General features: G+C 35.3%; 17 protein-coding genes and 2 tRNA genes. 16 read left to right on the forward strand and 3 right to left on the reverse strand.

What is annotated here, in order from left to right; genetic code table 11:
- The first annotated feature begins 295 nt into the window (after nt 1–295).
- The 7 genes from dnaE (at nt 296) to C8C87_RS00775 (ending at nt 7,890) form a co-directional block, all read left to right on the forward strand.
- Complete coding sequence (gene dnaE / locus C8C87_RS00745) at nt 296–4,840, forward strand: DNA polymerase III subunit alpha (protein ID WP_121340786.1); 4,545 nt, start codon at nt 296–298, stop codon at nt 4,838–4,840.
- Between the two features lie 256 nt (nt 4,841–5,096).
- Entirely contained in the window at nt 5,097–5,414 is a 318-nt protein-coding gene (trxA, locus tag C8C87_RS00750; RefSeq protein WP_099713717.1) for a thioredoxin, read from the forward strand.
- Between the two features lie 224 nt (nt 5,415–5,638).
- A complete protein-coding gene (locus tag C8C87_RS00755) occupies nt 5,639–6,565 on the forward strand; it encodes a DUF58 domain-containing protein (RefSeq protein ID WP_099713716.1) in 927 nt (308 codons plus the stop codon).
- Between the two features lie 86 nt (nt 6,566–6,651).
- Nucleotides 6,652–6,725: transfer RNA gene (locus tag C8C87_RS00760), tRNA-Asp, on the forward strand.
- 394 nt (nt 6,726–7,119) lie between these two features.
- Nucleotides 7,120–7,196: transfer RNA gene (locus C8C87_RS00765), tRNA-Asp, on the forward strand.
- A 67-nt stretch (nt 7,197–7,263) separates the two neighbouring features.
- Nucleotides 7,264–7,512, forward strand: a complete 249-nt coding sequence (locus C8C87_RS00770; RefSeq protein ID WP_099713715.1) for a GIY-YIG nuclease family protein — start codon at nt 7,264–7,266, stop codon at nt 7,510–7,512.
- Nucleotides 7,513–7,641: 129 nt separating this feature from the next.
- On the forward strand, nt 7,642–7,890 hold the full coding sequence (locus C8C87_RS00775; protein ID WP_121340787.1) for a GIY-YIG nuclease family protein: 249 nt from the start codon (nt 7,642–7,644) through the stop codon (nt 7,888–7,890).
- 140 nt (nt 7,891–8,030) lie between these two features.
- On the opposite strand, the gene C8C87_RS00780 is transcribed toward C8C87_RS00775, so the two are convergent.
- Complete coding sequence (locus C8C87_RS00780) at nt 8,031–8,531, reverse strand: DUF456 domain-containing protein (protein WP_099713713.1); 501 nt, start codon at nt 8,529–8,531, stop codon at nt 8,031–8,033.
- Between the two features lie 51 nt (nt 8,532–8,582).
- On the opposite strand from C8C87_RS00780, the gene C8C87_RS00785 reads away from it, so the two are divergent.
- From C8C87_RS00785 to C8C87_RS00795, 3 genes are read left to right on the forward strand one after another with little or no spacing between them, the layout of a single operon-like run.
- A complete protein-coding gene (locus tag C8C87_RS00785) occupies nt 8,583–8,972 on the forward strand; it encodes a hypothetical protein (protein ID WP_121340788.1) in 390 nt (129 codons plus the stop codon).
- A gap of 42 nt (nt 8,973–9,014) precedes the next feature.
- Nucleotides 9,015–9,491, forward strand: coding sequence for a hypothetical protein (locus C8C87_RS00790; RefSeq protein WP_121343251.1), 477 nt, complete (start codon nt 9,015–9,017; stop codon nt 9,489–9,491).
- Between the two features lie 3 nt (nt 9,492–9,494).
- Nucleotides 9,495–10,208: a DUF4184 family protein gene (locus C8C87_RS00795; protein ID WP_121340789.1), complete on the forward strand. Its 714-nt coding sequence runs from the start codon at nt 9,495–9,497 to the stop codon at nt 10,206–10,208.
- Here C8C87_RS00795 and C8C87_RS00800 read toward each other — a convergent pair.
- Both C8C87_RS00800 and C8C87_RS00805 read right to left on the reverse strand, forming a co-directional pair.
- Nucleotides 10,201–11,304: a glycosyltransferase gene (locus C8C87_RS00800; RefSeq protein ID WP_121340790.1), complete on the reverse strand. Its 1,104-nt coding sequence runs from the start codon at nt 11,302–11,304 to the stop codon at nt 10,201–10,203. The genes C8C87_RS00795 and C8C87_RS00800 overlap by 8 nt on opposite strands.
- A complete protein-coding gene (locus C8C87_RS00805) occupies nt 11,301–12,245 on the reverse strand; it encodes a hypothetical protein (protein ID WP_121340791.1) in 945 nt (314 codons plus the stop codon). Before C8C87_RS00805 ends, C8C87_RS00800 begins: the two co-directional genes overlap by 4 nt.
- Nucleotides 12,246–12,268: 23 nt before the next feature.
- On the opposite strand from C8C87_RS00805, the gene ruvC reads away from it, so the two are divergent.
- The 6 genes from ruvC to C8C87_RS00835 all read left to right on the forward strand — a co-directional run bounded on the left by ruvC (nt 12,269) and on the right by C8C87_RS00835 (nt 16,555).
- A complete protein-coding gene (ruvC, locus tag C8C87_RS00810) occupies nt 12,269–12,823 on the forward strand; it encodes a crossover junction endodeoxyribonuclease RuvC (protein ID WP_091172893.1) in 555 nt (184 codons plus the stop codon).
- A gap of 64 nt (nt 12,824–12,887) precedes the next feature.
- The gene (gene hemW / locus C8C87_RS00815) at nt 12,888–14,021 is read left to right on the forward strand and encodes a radical SAM family heme chaperone HemW (RefSeq protein ID WP_121340792.1); all 1,134 of its coding nucleotides are present in this window, start codon (nt 12,888–12,890) and stop codon (nt 14,019–14,021) included.
- 56 nt (nt 14,022–14,077) lie between these two features.
- Complete coding sequence (locus tag C8C87_RS00820) at nt 14,078–14,455, forward strand: GxxExxY protein (protein WP_099713708.1); 378 nt, start codon at nt 14,078–14,080, stop codon at nt 14,453–14,455.
- Between the two features lie 171 nt (nt 14,456–14,626).
- A complete protein-coding gene (locus C8C87_RS00825) occupies nt 14,627–15,403 on the forward strand; it encodes a cyclase family protein (protein ID WP_121340793.1) in 777 nt (258 codons plus the stop codon).
- Nucleotides 15,404–15,775 carry an MmcQ/YjbR family DNA-binding protein gene (locus tag C8C87_RS00830; protein ID WP_121340794.1) on the forward strand — a complete coding sequence of 124 codons (372 nt, stop codon included), beginning with the start codon at nt 15,404–15,406 and terminating at the stop codon, nt 15,773–15,775.
- A gap of 69 nt (nt 15,776–15,844) precedes the next feature.
- Nucleotides 15,845–16,555, forward strand: a complete 711-nt coding sequence (locus C8C87_RS00835; RefSeq protein ID WP_099713705.1) for a PH domain-containing protein — start codon at nt 15,845–15,847, stop codon at nt 16,553–16,555.
- Nucleotides 16,556–16,596 lie beyond the last annotated feature (41 nt).

Raw genomic sequence — 16,596 nt, forward strand, 5'->3', positions numbered from 1 at the left:
ACTGTTTTTCGATGTGATTTTATTAGTTAATGGCATATTTTTTCGACGTATTTCAGTATTTTTTTTTGATGAAATACTACGACATCCAAAAAATCATTACGGACTCTTTTTATCTTTTTAACAAGATACTATCAAGCTGATTTGTTGAAAGTGATTGTAGTTTTAATAGGAGAATAGTACTGGAAAATAAATTTGTTTTTTGTTAATAACTTACTTCTATTCTACCCTAAAAAAAACTAAATTTGAAATTCATTTTTTGTGATTTTTTAAAATCACAAACACTTCAACTCCAGATATGTACTTAATATTCGATACCGAAACTACAGGATTACCAAAGCGTTGGGGCGCTCCCATTTCAGATACGGATAACTGGCCGCGTTGTATTCAAATCGCTTGGCAGTTGCACGATGATATGGGAAAACTCATCGAGCATCAAGATTATTTGGTAAAACCCGAAGGTTTTAATATTCCGTATGATGCGGAACGAATCCATGGTATTTCGACTGAATTGGCGGAAGCTGATGGTATTTCGTTAGCGGAAGTTTTAGAAAAATTCAATATTGCTTTAGGCAAAGCCAAATTTATTGTAGGTCAGAATTTAGGTTTTGACATCAATATTATGGGTTGTGAGTTTTATAGAATGGGTGTTGAAAGCCAAATGAGTTCGATGCCTATTTTAGATACCTGTACGGAAGTAACCGCATCTTTATTGAAATTGCCGGGTGGTCGAGGAGGAAAATTTAAGTTGCCTACGTTGACGGAATTACACTCGTATCTTTTTAACAAACCTTTTGGCGAAGCGCACAACGCTACTGCCGATGTCGAGGCAACTACACGTTGTTTCTTGGAGTTGATTCGTCGTGATGTTTTCACAAAAGAGGAACTGGATGTTCCAGCAAGTTATTTTCAAGACTTTCAAAGTAAGAATCCAAGCGAGATTAAGCTCATTGGTTTAAAACATATCAATCTCAAGGAAGCTTCGGATAAAATTCGTCAGCAGTTTGGCGAAAAACAAGCGCCAGCCGTTTCAAGAGCAGAACTTTCTGAGAATAAAAAAGTACTTATTGATGCGCCTTTCGTGCATTTGCACAATCATACGCAGTTTTCGGTGTTGCAGTCTACGATTAGTATTGCGGCATTGGTAAAAGCGGCGGCACAACAGAAAATGCCTGCGGTTGCCATGACGGATCATGCGAATTTGATGGGTGCTTTTCATTTTGTCCGTGATATTTTATACCATAATAAAGCGGCTGAAGCCAAGAATAAAGCGGCAATCGAAAATGGTGAAGAGCCTACCGAAGTTCCGATGAAACCAATAGTAGGTTGTGAATTTTTTGTTTGTGAAGACCATAAAAATAAGTCGGTTAAGGATAATGGATACCAAATAGTACTTTTGGCGAAGACCAAAAAAGGCTATCATAATTTGGCTAAAATGTCTTCCATCGCGTATACGGAAGGTTTTTATTATGTTCCCAGAATCGACAGGAAAGTCATTCAGGAATTCAAAGAAGATATTATTGTTTTGTCCGGAAATCTTTATGGCGAAATACCAAATAAGATTTTAAATATTGGTGAAAACCAAGCTGAAGAAGCCTTGCTTTGGTGGAAAAACGAGTTCAAGGAAGATTTTTACATTGAAGTGATGCGTCACAATCAGGAAGATGAAAATCGAGTGAATGCGTCTTTGATTTCATTGGCCAGAAAACATGATGTCAAGATTATTGCGACAAACAATACCTTTTATATAGACAAGGCAAATTCAAATGCACATGATATTTTGCTTTGTGTGCGTGATGGCGAAAAGCAGACAACTCCAATAGGTCGTGGTCGTGGCTATCGTTATGGATTGCCTAATCAGGAATATTATTTTAAGTCGGGAGACGAAATGAAGCAGCTTTTTGCGGATTTACCGGAAGCGATTTCGAATCTTTCGGAGATTGTGGATAAAATTGAAATTTTCGATTTGGCTCGCGAAGTATTGCTTCCGAAATTTGAAATCCCAATAGAATTTAATGATCCTGAAGATGAAAAAGACGGTGGCGTACGAGGAGAAAATGCGTATTTGAGGCATCTTACTTTTGAAGGAGCCCGAAGACGATATCCTGTAATTACCGAAGAAATTCAAGAACGATTGGATTTTGAATTATTGACGATATCCAATTCCGGTTATCCGGGTTATTTCCTGATTGTGCAGGATTTAATTGCCGAGGCGAGAAGTATGGGCGTTTCTGTAGGGCCGGGAAGGGGTTCTGCGGCAGGATCGGTAGTGGCGTATTGTTTAAAAATTACGAATATTGACCCGTTGATGTACAACCTGCTTTTTGAGCGTTTCCTGAATCCGGATCGTGTGTCATTACCCGATATTGATATCGATTTTGATGATGAAGGACGAAGCAGTGTAATGGATTATGTGATTAGGAAATACGGTTCGAAACAGGTGGCGCAAATTATCACCTATGGTAAAATGGCAACAAAATCAGCGATTCGTGATACGGCTCGTGTACTGGATTTGCCATTGTTTGAAGCGGATAAAATTGCAAAATTGATTCCGGGAATGATGCCGTCCAAGTGGAATTTAGCGCGCTTTTTGAATGAAGATGAAAATCTGATTAAGAAGGCGGTTCGTCCCGAAGAATATGATAAAATAAAGGAATTAATAGGTCTTGCGAATGAAGGTGATTTGGGTGGAGAAACCATTCAGCAAGCCAAAGTTTTAGAAGGAAATCTGAGAAACACAGGGATTCACGCTTGTGGTGTGATTATTACGCCTAGCGACATTACCAATTTTGTTCCTGTGGCTACTGCCAAAGATTCGGATTTGTATGTGACTCAATTTGATAACTCGGTGGTGGAAAGTGCCGGTTTGTTGAAGATGGACTTCTTGGGTTTGAAAACCCTAACCCTGATAAAAGATACTGTTAAATTAGTAAAATATAGAACAGGAATTGACCTGAATCCCGATGAATTTCCAATTGATGATTTGAAGACGTATGAGCTTTTTCAACGAGGAGAAACAGTAGGGATTTTCCAATATGAGAGTCCGGGAATGCAGAAATACATGAAGGAATTGAAGCCGACAGTATTTCCCGATTTGATTGCCATGAATGCTTTGTATCGTCCGGGACCGATTGCCTATATCCCGAGTTTTATTAAACGAAAAAACGGGGAAGAGCCAATCGAATATGATTTGGATGACTGCGAAGAATTGCTGAAAGATACCTACGGAATTACCGTTTACCAAGAGCAGGTAATGCTTTTGTCTCAAAAACTGGCGGATTTCTCGAAAGGGGATGCCGATGTTTTGCGTAAAGCGATGGGAAAAAAAATGATTGATGTTTTGGCTAAAATGGAACCAAAATTTATTTCGCAAGCGATGGCAAAAGGACATGCCAAAGACAAGTTAGAGAAGATTTGGAATGACTGGAAAGCTTTTGCTGAATATGCATTTAATAAATCGCACTCGACTTGTTATGCTTGGATTGCGTACCAAACGGCCTATTTGAAAGCGAATTATCCTGCGGAATATATGGCTGCGGTGCTTTCGAATAACATGAATGATATCAAGCAGGTTTCGTTTTTTATGGAAGAATGTAAGCGAATGGGACTGCAAGTTTTAGGACCTGATGTGAATGAGTCGTTTTATAAATTTACCGTAAATGATAATTACGCGGTACGTTTTGGAATGGGAGCGATAAAAGGAGTTGGTTCCGGAGCTGTGGCAACAATTGTTGAAAACAGAAAAGATGGAAAATACAAATCGATTTTTGATTTGACCAAACGTATTGATTTGCGTGCGGCGAATAAAAAAGCATTGGAAAATCTGGCTTTGGCCGGAGGATTTGATTCGTTTTTAGGAACCACGAGAGCGCAATATTTTCATGATGATGGTGATGGAATTACTTTTTATGAAAAAGCGATTCGGTATGGATCGAAGTTTCAGGAGAATGAAAATTCCTCTCAAGTAAGTTTGTTTGGAGATACCAGCGAAGTGCAAATTGCAGAACCTATTGTACCACCTTGCGAGGATTGGAGCACAATGGAAAAACTCGCAAAAGAAAAAGAGGTTGTTGGAATTTACATCTCGGGACATCCGCTGGATGATTACAAATTTGAAATGAAATATTTTTGTAATGCCAAGCTTGAAGCACTTAAAAATATGGAATTGCATGTCAGTAAAAACCTGGCATTTGGAGGAATTATCAATAATGTGCAACACCGTGTAGCGAAAAATGGAAAAGGCTGGGGTATGTTTACTCTGGAGGGTTATGACGAAAGTTATGAGTTTAGAATTTTTGGGGAGGAGTATCTAAAGTTTCGTCATTTCTTTATTCAAAATAATTTTACGTTCATGAAAGTGTTGGTAAAAGAAGGCTGGACTGACCGTGATACCGGTAAAAAAGGGGAGCCAAGATTGCAATTTGTAGAAGTAAAACAATTGCAGGATGTGTTAGAAACCTTTGCTAGAAAATTAGTTGTGCTTTTGAATATTGCAGATTTGGAAACTGATTTTATTCATAGATTGAGCCATCTTTTTCAGGATAATAAAGGAGATAATACAGTAACTTTTGAAATCATGGAGTTAGAGAAAACGAAGAAACTCGTTGCTGTTGCTTCTGTTGAGATAGAAAATGAAGAAGTAGCTTTTGTCGATGAAAATGAAGATTCTGAAATGGAAACTCTCGAAATTCCGGAAACAAGTACTGAAGAAAAAATAGAAGAAGTCGAAGAAATAAAAGTGGTGACCAAACTAACCATGGCCAGCAGAAAACTAAAAATCAAGATTTCGAATGAATTGTTAGTGGAACTGGAAAAAATGCAGATTAACTTTAAGTTGAATTAGAGCAGAATGCCTTAGCCCTGATGGAAGCGGCATCCTTTCCTTGTTTTCTTTAGGCAAGGAAAGATACAGCGTACAGCGGGAAGTAGCTCCTGATTATTGCAATCCTAAATGGGTTGAAATGGAGTGATAAGAATTGACGATATATTAATAGTCAAAACTAATTTATGAATGGCGTTTGATTAGTTTTTAATTTCTAAATTTGTACTCGAGTTTGAGACTTAAAATATTCAAACGATAAACTTAAATAAAAATAAATATGGCATTAGCAATAACAGATGCTACTTTTGAAGAAGTAGTTTTGAAATCAGACAAACCGGTAATGGTGGATTTTTGGGCAGCATGGTGTGGACCTTGTAGAATGGTAGGGCCAATCATTGACGAATTAAGTGCTGAATACGATGGTAAAGTAGTCGTAGGTAAAGTAGACGTTGATGCAAACCAAGAATTTGCTGCAAAATACGGAGTGAGAAATATTCCAACAGTATTGGTTTTTCATAACGGAGAAGTAGTAGGGAAACAAGTAGGAGTTGCTCCTAAACAAACTTACGCTGATAGTTTAGACGCTTTGTTGTAATCGGTAGATTATGATTTATATAGAATCTGAAAAGATTCAAAAAAAAGGTTTGGCGAAAGTCAAGCCTTTTTTTGTGGGATTTACAGCGTTCAATCAGGCATATAAAAAACAATGCAGATTAACAGATTAAAAAAAGATTTTGAAATCAGAGAATCAAAGGTGGTTATATTTTCTTTTCAATCTTTAAATTTTTAAATCTTTCAATCTTTTAATATATTTGGAATATGAAAATCGAATCGCAAATAGAGAAAATTTCCAGTTTTCAGCATCTTGAATTGCTGGCTAATCAGGTTGTGGAAGGTTTTATTTCAGGAATGCATAAAAGTCCGTTTCATGGATTTTCGGCAGAATTTGCTGAGCATAAAGTCTATAATGTTGGCGAAAGTACCAAGCACATTGATTGGAAATTGTTTGCCAAAACGGATCGTTTGTACACCAAACGATTTGAGGAAGAAACTAATTTGCGGTGTCATCTTATTATCGATAATTCCTCTTCAATGCATTATCCGAAACTAAAAGGCGGTCAGCAATTTTTTGAGAATAAGATTGGCTTTTCTGTTTTGGCCTCGGCGGTTTTAATGAATCTTTTAAAGAAGCAACGCGATGCTGTGGGACTAAGTGTGTTTTCGGATACATATGAGTACTATGCTCCTGAAAAAGGCAGTGATCGCCATCATAGAATGATCTTAAATACACTTGAAGGGCTTTTAGAGAAACCTGCGACTAAAAAAAGTACTGATACAATTACATTTTTACATCAAATAGCCGAGAAGATTCACCGTCGTTCGATGATTGTCTTGTTTACGGATATGTTTCAGTCCGGAAATGAGGAAGCGCTGTTTAATGCCTTGCAGCATTTGAAACACAACAAGCATAAAGTGGTCTTGTTTCACGTTGTCGATAACAAAACAGAGTTAAATTTTGACTTTGATAATGCTCCAAGGAAGTTTATTGATGTAGAAACAGGAGAAGAAGTAGCAGTTTTTGCGGATAATGTCAAAGAAGAATACGAAAAACAGACAGAAAGTTACTTTAAGAAACTCGCTTTGACCTGCTCACAAAACCGAATAAAGTACATTCCGGTAAGTGTTGGAGAAAGTTTTGAAAAAATTTTAATGACATACTTGGTTGAAAAACAAAACTTTGGATAATAAGGTTAAAATTTATCAATTATTTTTTCAAAAAACGCTTGTGTAAACGGAAATCTATTGTATCTTTGCCACCGCAATAACGCAGAGGTTTGGTAGTTCAGTTGGTTAGAATACATGCCTGTCACGCATGGGGTCGCGGGTTCGAGTCCCGTCCAGACCGCAATATTGGGGAAAGCCTTTCGTAACAGAAAGGCTTTTTTGCCCCTATAAAGTATCTAAAGTTAGTTGTGTTGTTTGCTACGAATTTGTAACTCGTAGCGGGTTTAGTAGTTAGACCAATGAAAAGCTTTCCACTTTTGTGGATAGCTTTTTTGATTTAAAATGAAGCTGGTTTGGTAGTTCAGTTGGTTAGAATACATGCCTGTCATCTCGTCTTTTGGGACGAGACGGGTTCGATTCAAGAACTGTGTTTAAGAATTAGAATGGTATAGATTAAAATACTGGTTTGGTAGTTCAGTTGGTTAGAATACATGCCTGTCATCTCGTCTTTAGGACGAGACGGGTTCGATTCAAGAACTGTGTTTAAGAATTAGAATGTTATAGATTAAAATACTGGTTTGGTAGTTCAGTTGGTTAGAATACATGCCTGTCACGCATGGGGTCGCGGGTTCGAGTCCCGTCCAGACCGCCAGTAATAAAAAAGCTTTTCGTAATAGAAAAGCTTTTTTTGTTTTTGTAAAATTCAAATAGCAATCGATATGTATTTTGTTTACATCATAAAAAATCATCAAGGATTATTTTACAAAGGATTTACACAAGATCTTGGTAAGCGTATTTTAGAACACAATAATGATTTAAGCCGATACACTTCTGGAAAAAGTCCGTGGGTTTTGGTTTATTTCAAAGAATTTGAAACAAAAACAGAAGCATTAAAAGAAGAATTGCGATTGAAAAAGCTTAATGTTGCTTCGATAGAAAGATTATTAACGAGTTTTCAAGTTGAATAGAACGCATGCCTGTCATCTCGTCTTTTGGGACGAGACGGGTTCGAGTCCCGTCCAGACCGCCAGTAATAAAAAAGCTTTTCGTAATAGAAAAGCTTTTTTTGTTTTTGTAAAATTCAAATAGCAATCGATATGTATTTTGTTTACATCATAAAAAATCATCAAGGATTATTTTACAAAGGATTTACACAAGATCTTGGTAAGCGTATTTTAGAACACAATAATGATTTAAGCCGATACACTTCTGGAAAAAGTCCGTGGGTTTTGGTTTATTTCAAAGAATTTGAAACAAAAACAGAAGCATTAAAAGAAGAATTACGATTGAAAAAGCTTAATGTTGCTTCGATAGAAAGATTAATAAGGAGTTTTCAAGTTGAATAGAGCACATGCCTGTCATCTCGTCTTTTGGGACGAGACGGGTTTGAGTCCTCTCGTTCCAAAAACGAGACTACTATAGCGGAAAGCCTTTCGTAATAGAAAAGCTTTTTCTTTTAAAAAGAATTCTTAAAACTAATGGTACATTAGAACAATTCCGATTTATAGTGCCAAACAGTCCATACAAACAATCCCAAATACATTACGCAAACCACAAATTTCATAAAGCTGGAAGCCAGAAAACCTATAAAGGAACCTGCGGCTGCTTTCAAAGCCCGATTATGGTCTTTAAAATCATAAATAAGTTCTCCTATTAGCGCGCCAACAAAAGGACCGATAATGAACCCAAAAGGGATAGGAGCAAGAATCCCAATAATCAGACCGAGGTTAGTTCCCCAGACGCCATAAGAACTTCCGCCAAATCTCTTGGTTCCTTTAGCCGGAATCACGTAATCTAAAACCGATATGATAACAGTGACTAACAATGCAATTCCTAAAATCCAATAATTTGCTGGAACAGCATTCGTAAAATAAAGTAATGCCAACCCAACCCAACTAATGCTGGGTCCGGGTAAAACCGGTAAAAAACTACCAAAAATGCCCAAAATAACACACATGAAACCAAGAACCAAAAGCAGTACATCCATAAATTTATTTTTAGTAATTTTGAAAACACAAAAGTAACACCTGGCCAGCTTATGAAAGATATTAAATTAATAGTTTCATTTTCGATTATCTTCTTTTTTACTTTTTCTTTTTGTGCCGTAAATGCTCAGGAAAAAACTGTAAAAAGCAACGATATGATTTTAAAGGAGGCTATTTACAACGAGAACAGAGTAAAAGTATTAAATTTTTCGATGAAAGAGTTTGACAGGCTTTTTTTTGAGTTTTCCGATAAAAAATCAAATCCAAATTTAGTATTGACAAAAGAGGAATTCTATAAATACACCATTCAGATTGCTATTTTTTCAGATAGATTGGCAGCTTTGTATCCGGATCAAAAAGAAGTCGCCGCCGAAAACAAAAAGAAATGGTTTGCTGAAAACTATGAAGATTATTTGCTTTCGAAGGCCTCTCCAAAAAAATAATTGTATTTTTATAGAATATTAGTCCAATTCAAAAACAAAACCTTGAAGCAGTATTACCTCTTTTTAGTATTTATATTTTTTAATTCCTGTCAATACTTTGACAAGCAAATTCCTTCGGAAAAGGAATTGTTGCAAAAGGAACTGAAATCAATCAACTGGAAAGAAGTCGATGAATACCCATCGGTAGTGGATTGCGAAAAAATAGAAGATAAAAAACAACGCCAACAGTGTTTTTTCGAAGTTTTAACGTTGCTGATTCAAGAGAAATTGAGCGTTGACACCCTCTCGATTCTCTATCCTGAACTGGATACGATTGAAGTAAAGGTTACTGTTTTCCCAAATGCGACCATCCAATTCGAGCCTCAATTCCCAAAAGATTCGGTTGCTTACGACAAAATCAAAATTGACAGTATTCTTAGAGCACGTTTGGTTGATTTTCCAAAAATCAACCCAGCCATTAAACGGGGAATTCCAGTTAAAACACAGTTTATACTCCCTGTAATTTTAAAAGTAGAGTAAGTAATGCCATTTACATTTTCACACCCAGCAATACTTTTGCCATTTTTAAAAAATAATAAATTGTCAGCTACTGCTTTGATTGTTGGCTCCATGTCTCCTGATTTTGAATATTTTTTCAGAATGAAAATGCAAAGCGAGATCAGTCATACGCTTTTAGGGATATTTCTAATTGATTTCCCTTTGGGTTTTATAGTTATGTTTGCCTTTCATGAAATTATAAAACGTCCTCTCATAGAAAATTTGCCAGTATTTCTTCAAAATAGATTACAAGAATTAATGGAGTTCGATTGGGTATCTTATTTTAGAAGTGCTGTATTCACTGTTTTGATTTCCTTTTTTTTAGGAACTGTTTCACATATTTTGTGGGATTCAATGACACATTGGGATGGTTATATAGTACAACAATTTCCTTTTTTTAATCTAGAATTTTTTTCAATACCGTTTTATAAAATTGCACAGCATGCAAGTTCAATAATTGGCTTGTTGTGGATTTTATTTTATATTTATAAACTACCAGAAAAAAATGAAATTACCAAAATAATTAATTTCTATTATTGGTCTTTGTCCATTGTTTTTGCAGTAGTTTTTATTGCTATCCGATTTTATTTTGGAACAGAGTTGGAGAAAATAGGAAATACTATTGTGAGTATTATTTCTCCCACGATACTCGCAATTACTCTGACAGGATTGATTTTTAGAAATAAAAAAACTATTTAGTAAAGCTTCTCCCTTTCCATTCGTATTTTCCAAACAAAGAATACAAAGCTACGCTCACACTAAAAAAAGGATAGAGTAAACTGCTCAAAATCAAATACTTTATTTTGGTTTTGGTTAAAAATTCATTGGCTTTGTAAATCAAAACGGTATCAACTGAAAACTTCAAAGTATATAATAAAAAGACATTCTGAAAAGCAGTTAAACCCAAGACCCAAAAACCAAGAACAAAAAGCCAACTCAGATTTCCCGCAAATACTAACAGCCCCAATCCTTTTCCGAAAGTACTTTGATACGAACTTGTTTTGGATGCCCAACGTACACGCTGATAAAACAACGACTTCCAATCGTTTAATGGTTTTGTAGTGATAATTGTATTTTGAGATTTTAGATAATGAACTTTTTCAGGAAACTGGGCAGTCGCTTTTTGCAACAAGAAAACATCATCACCGCTGGCAATTCCATCGTTTCCTTCAAAACCGTTCAGCTTTTTAAAAAACGATTTGGTATAAGCAAAGTTGGCGCCATTACACATAAACCCTTTGTTGATTCCAAAACTTCCAATTGTTGCTCCTTGTAAACTCGACAAATCCAACTGCTGGAAATGATGCGAAAATGAATTGCCACAATCATACGTTACTGCTCCGGCAATCATAGCAACATCATGAAGCTGAATGTAATTGTCCAAGGTCAATAACCAGTTTGTATTTACTGTACAATCGGCATCGGTGGTGATAATCCAGTCCGTATTTACAATTTGCATTGCGGTTACAATCGCATCTTTCTTGGGCGAATTCGTAACTCTGACGTTATTTATAACCGAAACTTTAAACTTTAAACTTGGAATTTTAAACGCTTCTTCAGAAAAATCATCGACCAAAATCACTTCGAACAATTCCATAGGATAATTCAATTTCGACAAACTCTCCAATAGAATGGGTAGATTTTCGGCTTCATTCCGGAAAGGAACAATAATCGAGAATTTTGTTTTTGGCGTTAAGCCAATATAATCAATAGCATTTACTTTGGTGAAACCATAAATCAAGAAGGCAATCGCAACGCAATACAGGATTATAACGAAGTACAAAACAAAAATCATATTGGATTTTTAGGTTTAAAATTCAAAACATAATAACTGCCAATTATTACCGGCAGAACTACATTCAGAAACCACATAAGTGTGGTTATAAAAATTACTATCCATTCGTTTACGCCAAGAATCCCGAAGAAATAAACGGCTACACTTCCTTTTACAGCAAAGTCCAAAAACTGAAAAGTAGGCAAAGAGGAAGCTAGGAAATAAACGCTTGTAATCGTGGCAATGGCTATTAAATATGGTAAGTCAACATCAAAAGCCAGGAACAAAAAGTAATATTGGTGCGAAAAAACCAGAAAACGACAAATGCCTAAAAAGATATTTTTTTGATGAATGGTTTTTGGGATTTCGTTAATCTTATGAATCAGTTTTTCGATAGAATAGCCTTTAATATTTATTTTTTTCAAAGAAAACAAGATTCCAAATGTCAAAAAACAAATGCCAAACAGAATCATAACGGTTTTTGTAGTAATCACATTGTACTGTGCATTGAAATACAACAACCCGAAAATTCCAAAAATAACAGTCAATATCATTTGGATTCCGTTGCAAATCAGATTCAAGAAAATCACTTTTTTAGTGTTTGATTTATCAAAAAACAATGCTTTTCCGGCATATTCTCCTACGCCGTTTGGCGTAAAAAGTCCCGCGGTTAATGCACCAAGAACTTGTTTTGTTGCTTCGCCCAAAGATATTTTATGGATAAACTCGACTAAGTTTTGCCATTTCAAGATTTCAAAAAACCGATTCAAAACACTCAATAATAAAATAAACGCGATTCCGCCAATGGACTGGTTTTTCTGGAATAAAACAATGAATTTTTGCCAATCCAGTTTGTTGTTATTGGCCAATTGATTGTAAATAAAATAAAACGCACCGCCCACAATCAAAAGTTTGATTAGAAGTACGAGGAATTGCTTAGTTTTGTGTGGAATTGTAATCATTACTGCAAAATAACAAATTAAAATTGGCAAACGAACGCATCATATTAGGAATTGACCCGGGAACGACGATTATGGGTTTTGGATTGATAAAAATTGTCAATAAAAAAATGGAGTTTTTGCAATTAAATGAACTGCAATTGTCCAAATACGACAATCATTATCAAAAGCTGAAAATCATTTTTGAACGTACGATTGAGTTGATTGATACACACAATCCAGATGAAATTGCAATTGAAGCGCCTTTCTTTGGTAAAAATGTGCAATCAATGTTGAAGTTGGGACGCGCACAAGGTGTGGCAATGGCTGCGGGACTTTCGAGAGATATTCCTATAACTGAATATGAACCCAAGAAAATAAAAATGGCGATTACCGGAAACGGAAACGCCAGTAAAGAGCAAGTTGCCAAAATGCTTCAACAACTTTTAGGACTGAAAGAATTGCCTAAAAATCTTGACAGTACCGATGGATTGGCAGCTGCAGTTTGTCATTTTTTCAATTCCGGAAAAGTGGTTGGCGCTAAAAGCTATACGGGTTGGGATGCTTTTGTAAAACAAAACGAAGAACGAGTTAAAAAATAGTAGTCGGTTATCAGTATTCAGTTTGTAGAACTGACCGCTCATCACTGATTACTGACCACTAATTATGTCAGGAATCTATATTCATATCCCTTTTTGCAAGCAGGCGTGTCATTACTGCGATTTCCATTTTTCGACTTCGATGAAGAAGAAAGAAGAAATGGTTTTGGCTATTGCCAAAGAAATTCAAATGCGTAAAAGTGAGTTTGAGAATGAAGATGTCGAAACCATTTATTTTGGTGGAGGTACGCCAAGTGTTTTAAGTTCTGAAGAAATTAATTTTTTGATTGCTGCAGTTTATAGCAATTATTCTGTGATTGAAAATCCCGAAATCACACTGGAAGCCAATCCTGATGATTTGTCAAGCGAACGAATAATTGAATTGTCTAAAAGTAAAATTAACCGATTAAGCATTGGGATTCAGTCTTTCTTTGAAGAAGATTTACAATTAATGAACCGCGCTCATAATTCGGCGGAAGCCAAAAAATGTTTGGAAGAAGCTACCAAATATTTTGACAATATTTCCCTTGATTTGATTTATGGAATTCCGAGAATGAGTAACGATAAATGGAAACAAAATATTGAAACAGCATTGTCTTTTGGGATTCCGCATATTTCGAGTTACGCTTTGACGGTAGAACCAAAAACCGCTTTAAATAAACTGATACAAACCGGAAAAATTGCGGCTCCTAAAGACGAAGTTGCCCAAGAGCATTTTGCTATTTTGGTAGAAACGCTTGAAGCAAATAATTTTATACATTATGAATTGTCGAATTTTGGAAAGGCCAATTATTTTTCTAAGAACAATTCGGCGTATTGGTTGGGGAAAAAATACATTGGAATTGGTCCTTCGGCGCATAGTTATGATGGTGTTTCAAGAAGTTGGAATGTATCGAATAATTCTCTTTATTTAAAATCTATTCAAGAAGACAAATTGCCCAATGAAATAGAAATTCTTTCGACAGCTGACCGATATAACGAATATGTTATGACAGGTTTGCGAACGATTTGGGGCGTTTCTTTGGATAGAATAAAAACGGAATTTGGGGATGAATATTTGGACTATCTAAATAAACAAGTACAGAAGTTTCTTAATGATGATTTAGTTTTTATCGAAAACAATATCTTGAAACCAACACGGAAAGGAAAGTTTTTGACAGATGGAATTGCATCAGATTTATTTTATTTAAATTTGGAATAATTATTTAACCGCAAGGTTCGCAAAGGTTTACGCAAAGTTCACAAAGATTTATTAGTATGACTGAAAATGAATTATCAAGAATTGTATTTGATTGTGCTTTGAGAGTCCATAAGGGACTTGGACCGGGATTATTAGAGAGCGCCTATGAAGAATGTCTATATTATGAACTAAAGAAATTGGGTTTGAATGTTGTAAAACAAAAATCCTTGCCTTTGGTATATGAAGAAGTAAAATTAGAGATTGGTTACCGAATTGACATTATTGTTGAGGATAAATTGATTTTAGAAATAAAATCGGTGGATGCTTTAAATGATATTCATTTTGCTCAATTATTAACGTATCTGAAATTGACTGATTGTAAGCTAGGTTTACTTATAAATTTTAATGTTGTTTTGATAAAAGATGGAATAAAACGAATTGTAAATAATCTTTAATCATCACTTAGTGAGCCTTACGCAAATCTTTGCGCCATTTGCAGTAAAAAAAATATGAAAGTAAAAATCAATAATTTCGTCGTCTATTTGTCAAAAGGCGTGGAAATTAATCTTTAAATTTGACTTTGCGAGCCTTGCGTAAACCTTTGCGACCTTTGCGGTAAAAAAACTATGAAAGCAAAAATCAACAATTTCGAAGTCAACCTATCAAAACCCATTGATATTTCGATTCCGTTGACAAATACAGACGAGAATCCAATTGCTTGGTATATCGACAAGCCAGTAATTGAACCCGTGGTTTTTGGAGATTGGATAGGGAAAGTTTCTGAGGGAAAATCTTCTACTAATTTTAATAATATTTTCTTCAATCCACACGGACATGGAACGCACACCGAATGTCTGGGGCACATTACACGAGAATTTTACAGTATTAATCAGTCGTTGAAACAGTTTTTCTTTTTGGCAGAATTGATTTCGGTTGTGCCGGAAATACAAGGAGAAGATTTGGTAATAACAAAAAATCAGATTGAAAACAGTTTGAGCGGGAAAACTCCGGAAGCCATAATTATTAGAACGCTTCCGAATTTTAAAATAAAAAAATCTTTAAAATATTCCAATACGAACCCGCCTTTTCTGGAGGAAGAAGCTGCGCGTTTCATTCGCGAAAGCGGAATTCAACATTTATTGATTGATTTGCCAAGTGTCGATAAAGAAAAAGATGATGGAAAATTATTGGCACACAAAGCGTTTTGGAATGTAAAAGATGTTAACAATCTAAATGCAGATGCACGATTGGATTGTACGATTACCGAAATGATTTTTGTATCTGACGAAGTGAAAGACGGCAATTATTTGCTGAATTTACAAATCGCATCTTTCGAGAATGATGCGAGTCCCAGTAAACCGGTTTTGTATGCTATTTTAAATGATGAAAAAATAATTTCATAAATGAACTTAGAAAAATATTACGAATATTGCTTGTCTAAAAAAGGAGTGAAGGAACATTTTCCTTTTGACGAAGATACATTGGTATTTAAAGTGGGTGGAAAAATGTTTGCATTATCATCTTTAAGTCAATGGGAAAAAGGACAACCGTCAGTCAATTTGAAATGTGATCCGGAGCACGCCCAGGAATTACGCGCTGAATACGATGACATTCAGCCGGGTTTTCATATGAGTAAAACCCATTGGAATACAATTGCGATAAATGCGTCAGTTCAAGATGTGCTTGTCAAGGAGTTGATTGATCATTCCTATGGATTGGTTTTCAAAAGTTTAACAAAGAAATTGCAGAGCGAAATTCAAGAATTAGAAAATTAGGCATTACTTTTGCGAAAGAATTCAGAATAAAAATTACAAACACATACTGAAATAAATTCAGCATATCATATGAAAGAACAATTTAAGAAGTTTTTAAACGAAGAACAAGACCCAAAAGCTATTGAAAAAATCGCTTCAAAATTGAGTGATTTATTGATGAAAAATGAAGAAATCGGATATATTGCTGTTCAAAAAAAACCAGCGATTACCGTTTTGCCGGATAGTATTGTGATGACCAATAAAAGAATTATCATTTGTCAGCCCAAAAATCTGGGACTTTCAATGAATTTTATTGATTACACTTGGGATGAGATTGAAGGCACTTTTGTGAAAGAAAATATCCTAGGTTCAGAGTTTTCTTTTACAACCAGAACAAATATGGAAGTTTCGATTGATTATATTCCTAAAATCCAAGCTAGAAAGATTTTTACGTATGCCAAAGAACAATTGGATATACTGAAAGTTGGTTCTGTATTAAACGCAACCATGATGGATGAAGTTCTGGCTGCTCCAATGGAAGAAGTGGAGATTATCGAAGAAATGGAAACGGAAGAGGTGACTAGTTTTGCTGAAATAATGCCGATTTCACAACCAAATTTCTCTGCTGAAAATCAGGAATTCGAAGCCGTTTCAACAAGTCCAAAAGACAAATCTTTAAATGATTTATCACAAGACGAACTTTTTGAAAAACTACAGAATTATAAAAAATTATTGGATAACGGATTGATTTTACAAGGCGAATATGATGCTTTCAAAAAGGAAATTTTAAGTTATATGTAGTTTAGAAAAGAATCAAAGAATGAATAATAAAAAACCCGACA

This window comes from Flavobacterium sp. 120 (assembly GCF_003633605.1).
Taxonomy (GTDB): domain Bacteria; phylum Bacteroidota; class Bacteroidia; order Flavobacteriales; family Flavobacteriaceae; genus Flavobacterium; species Flavobacterium algoritolerans.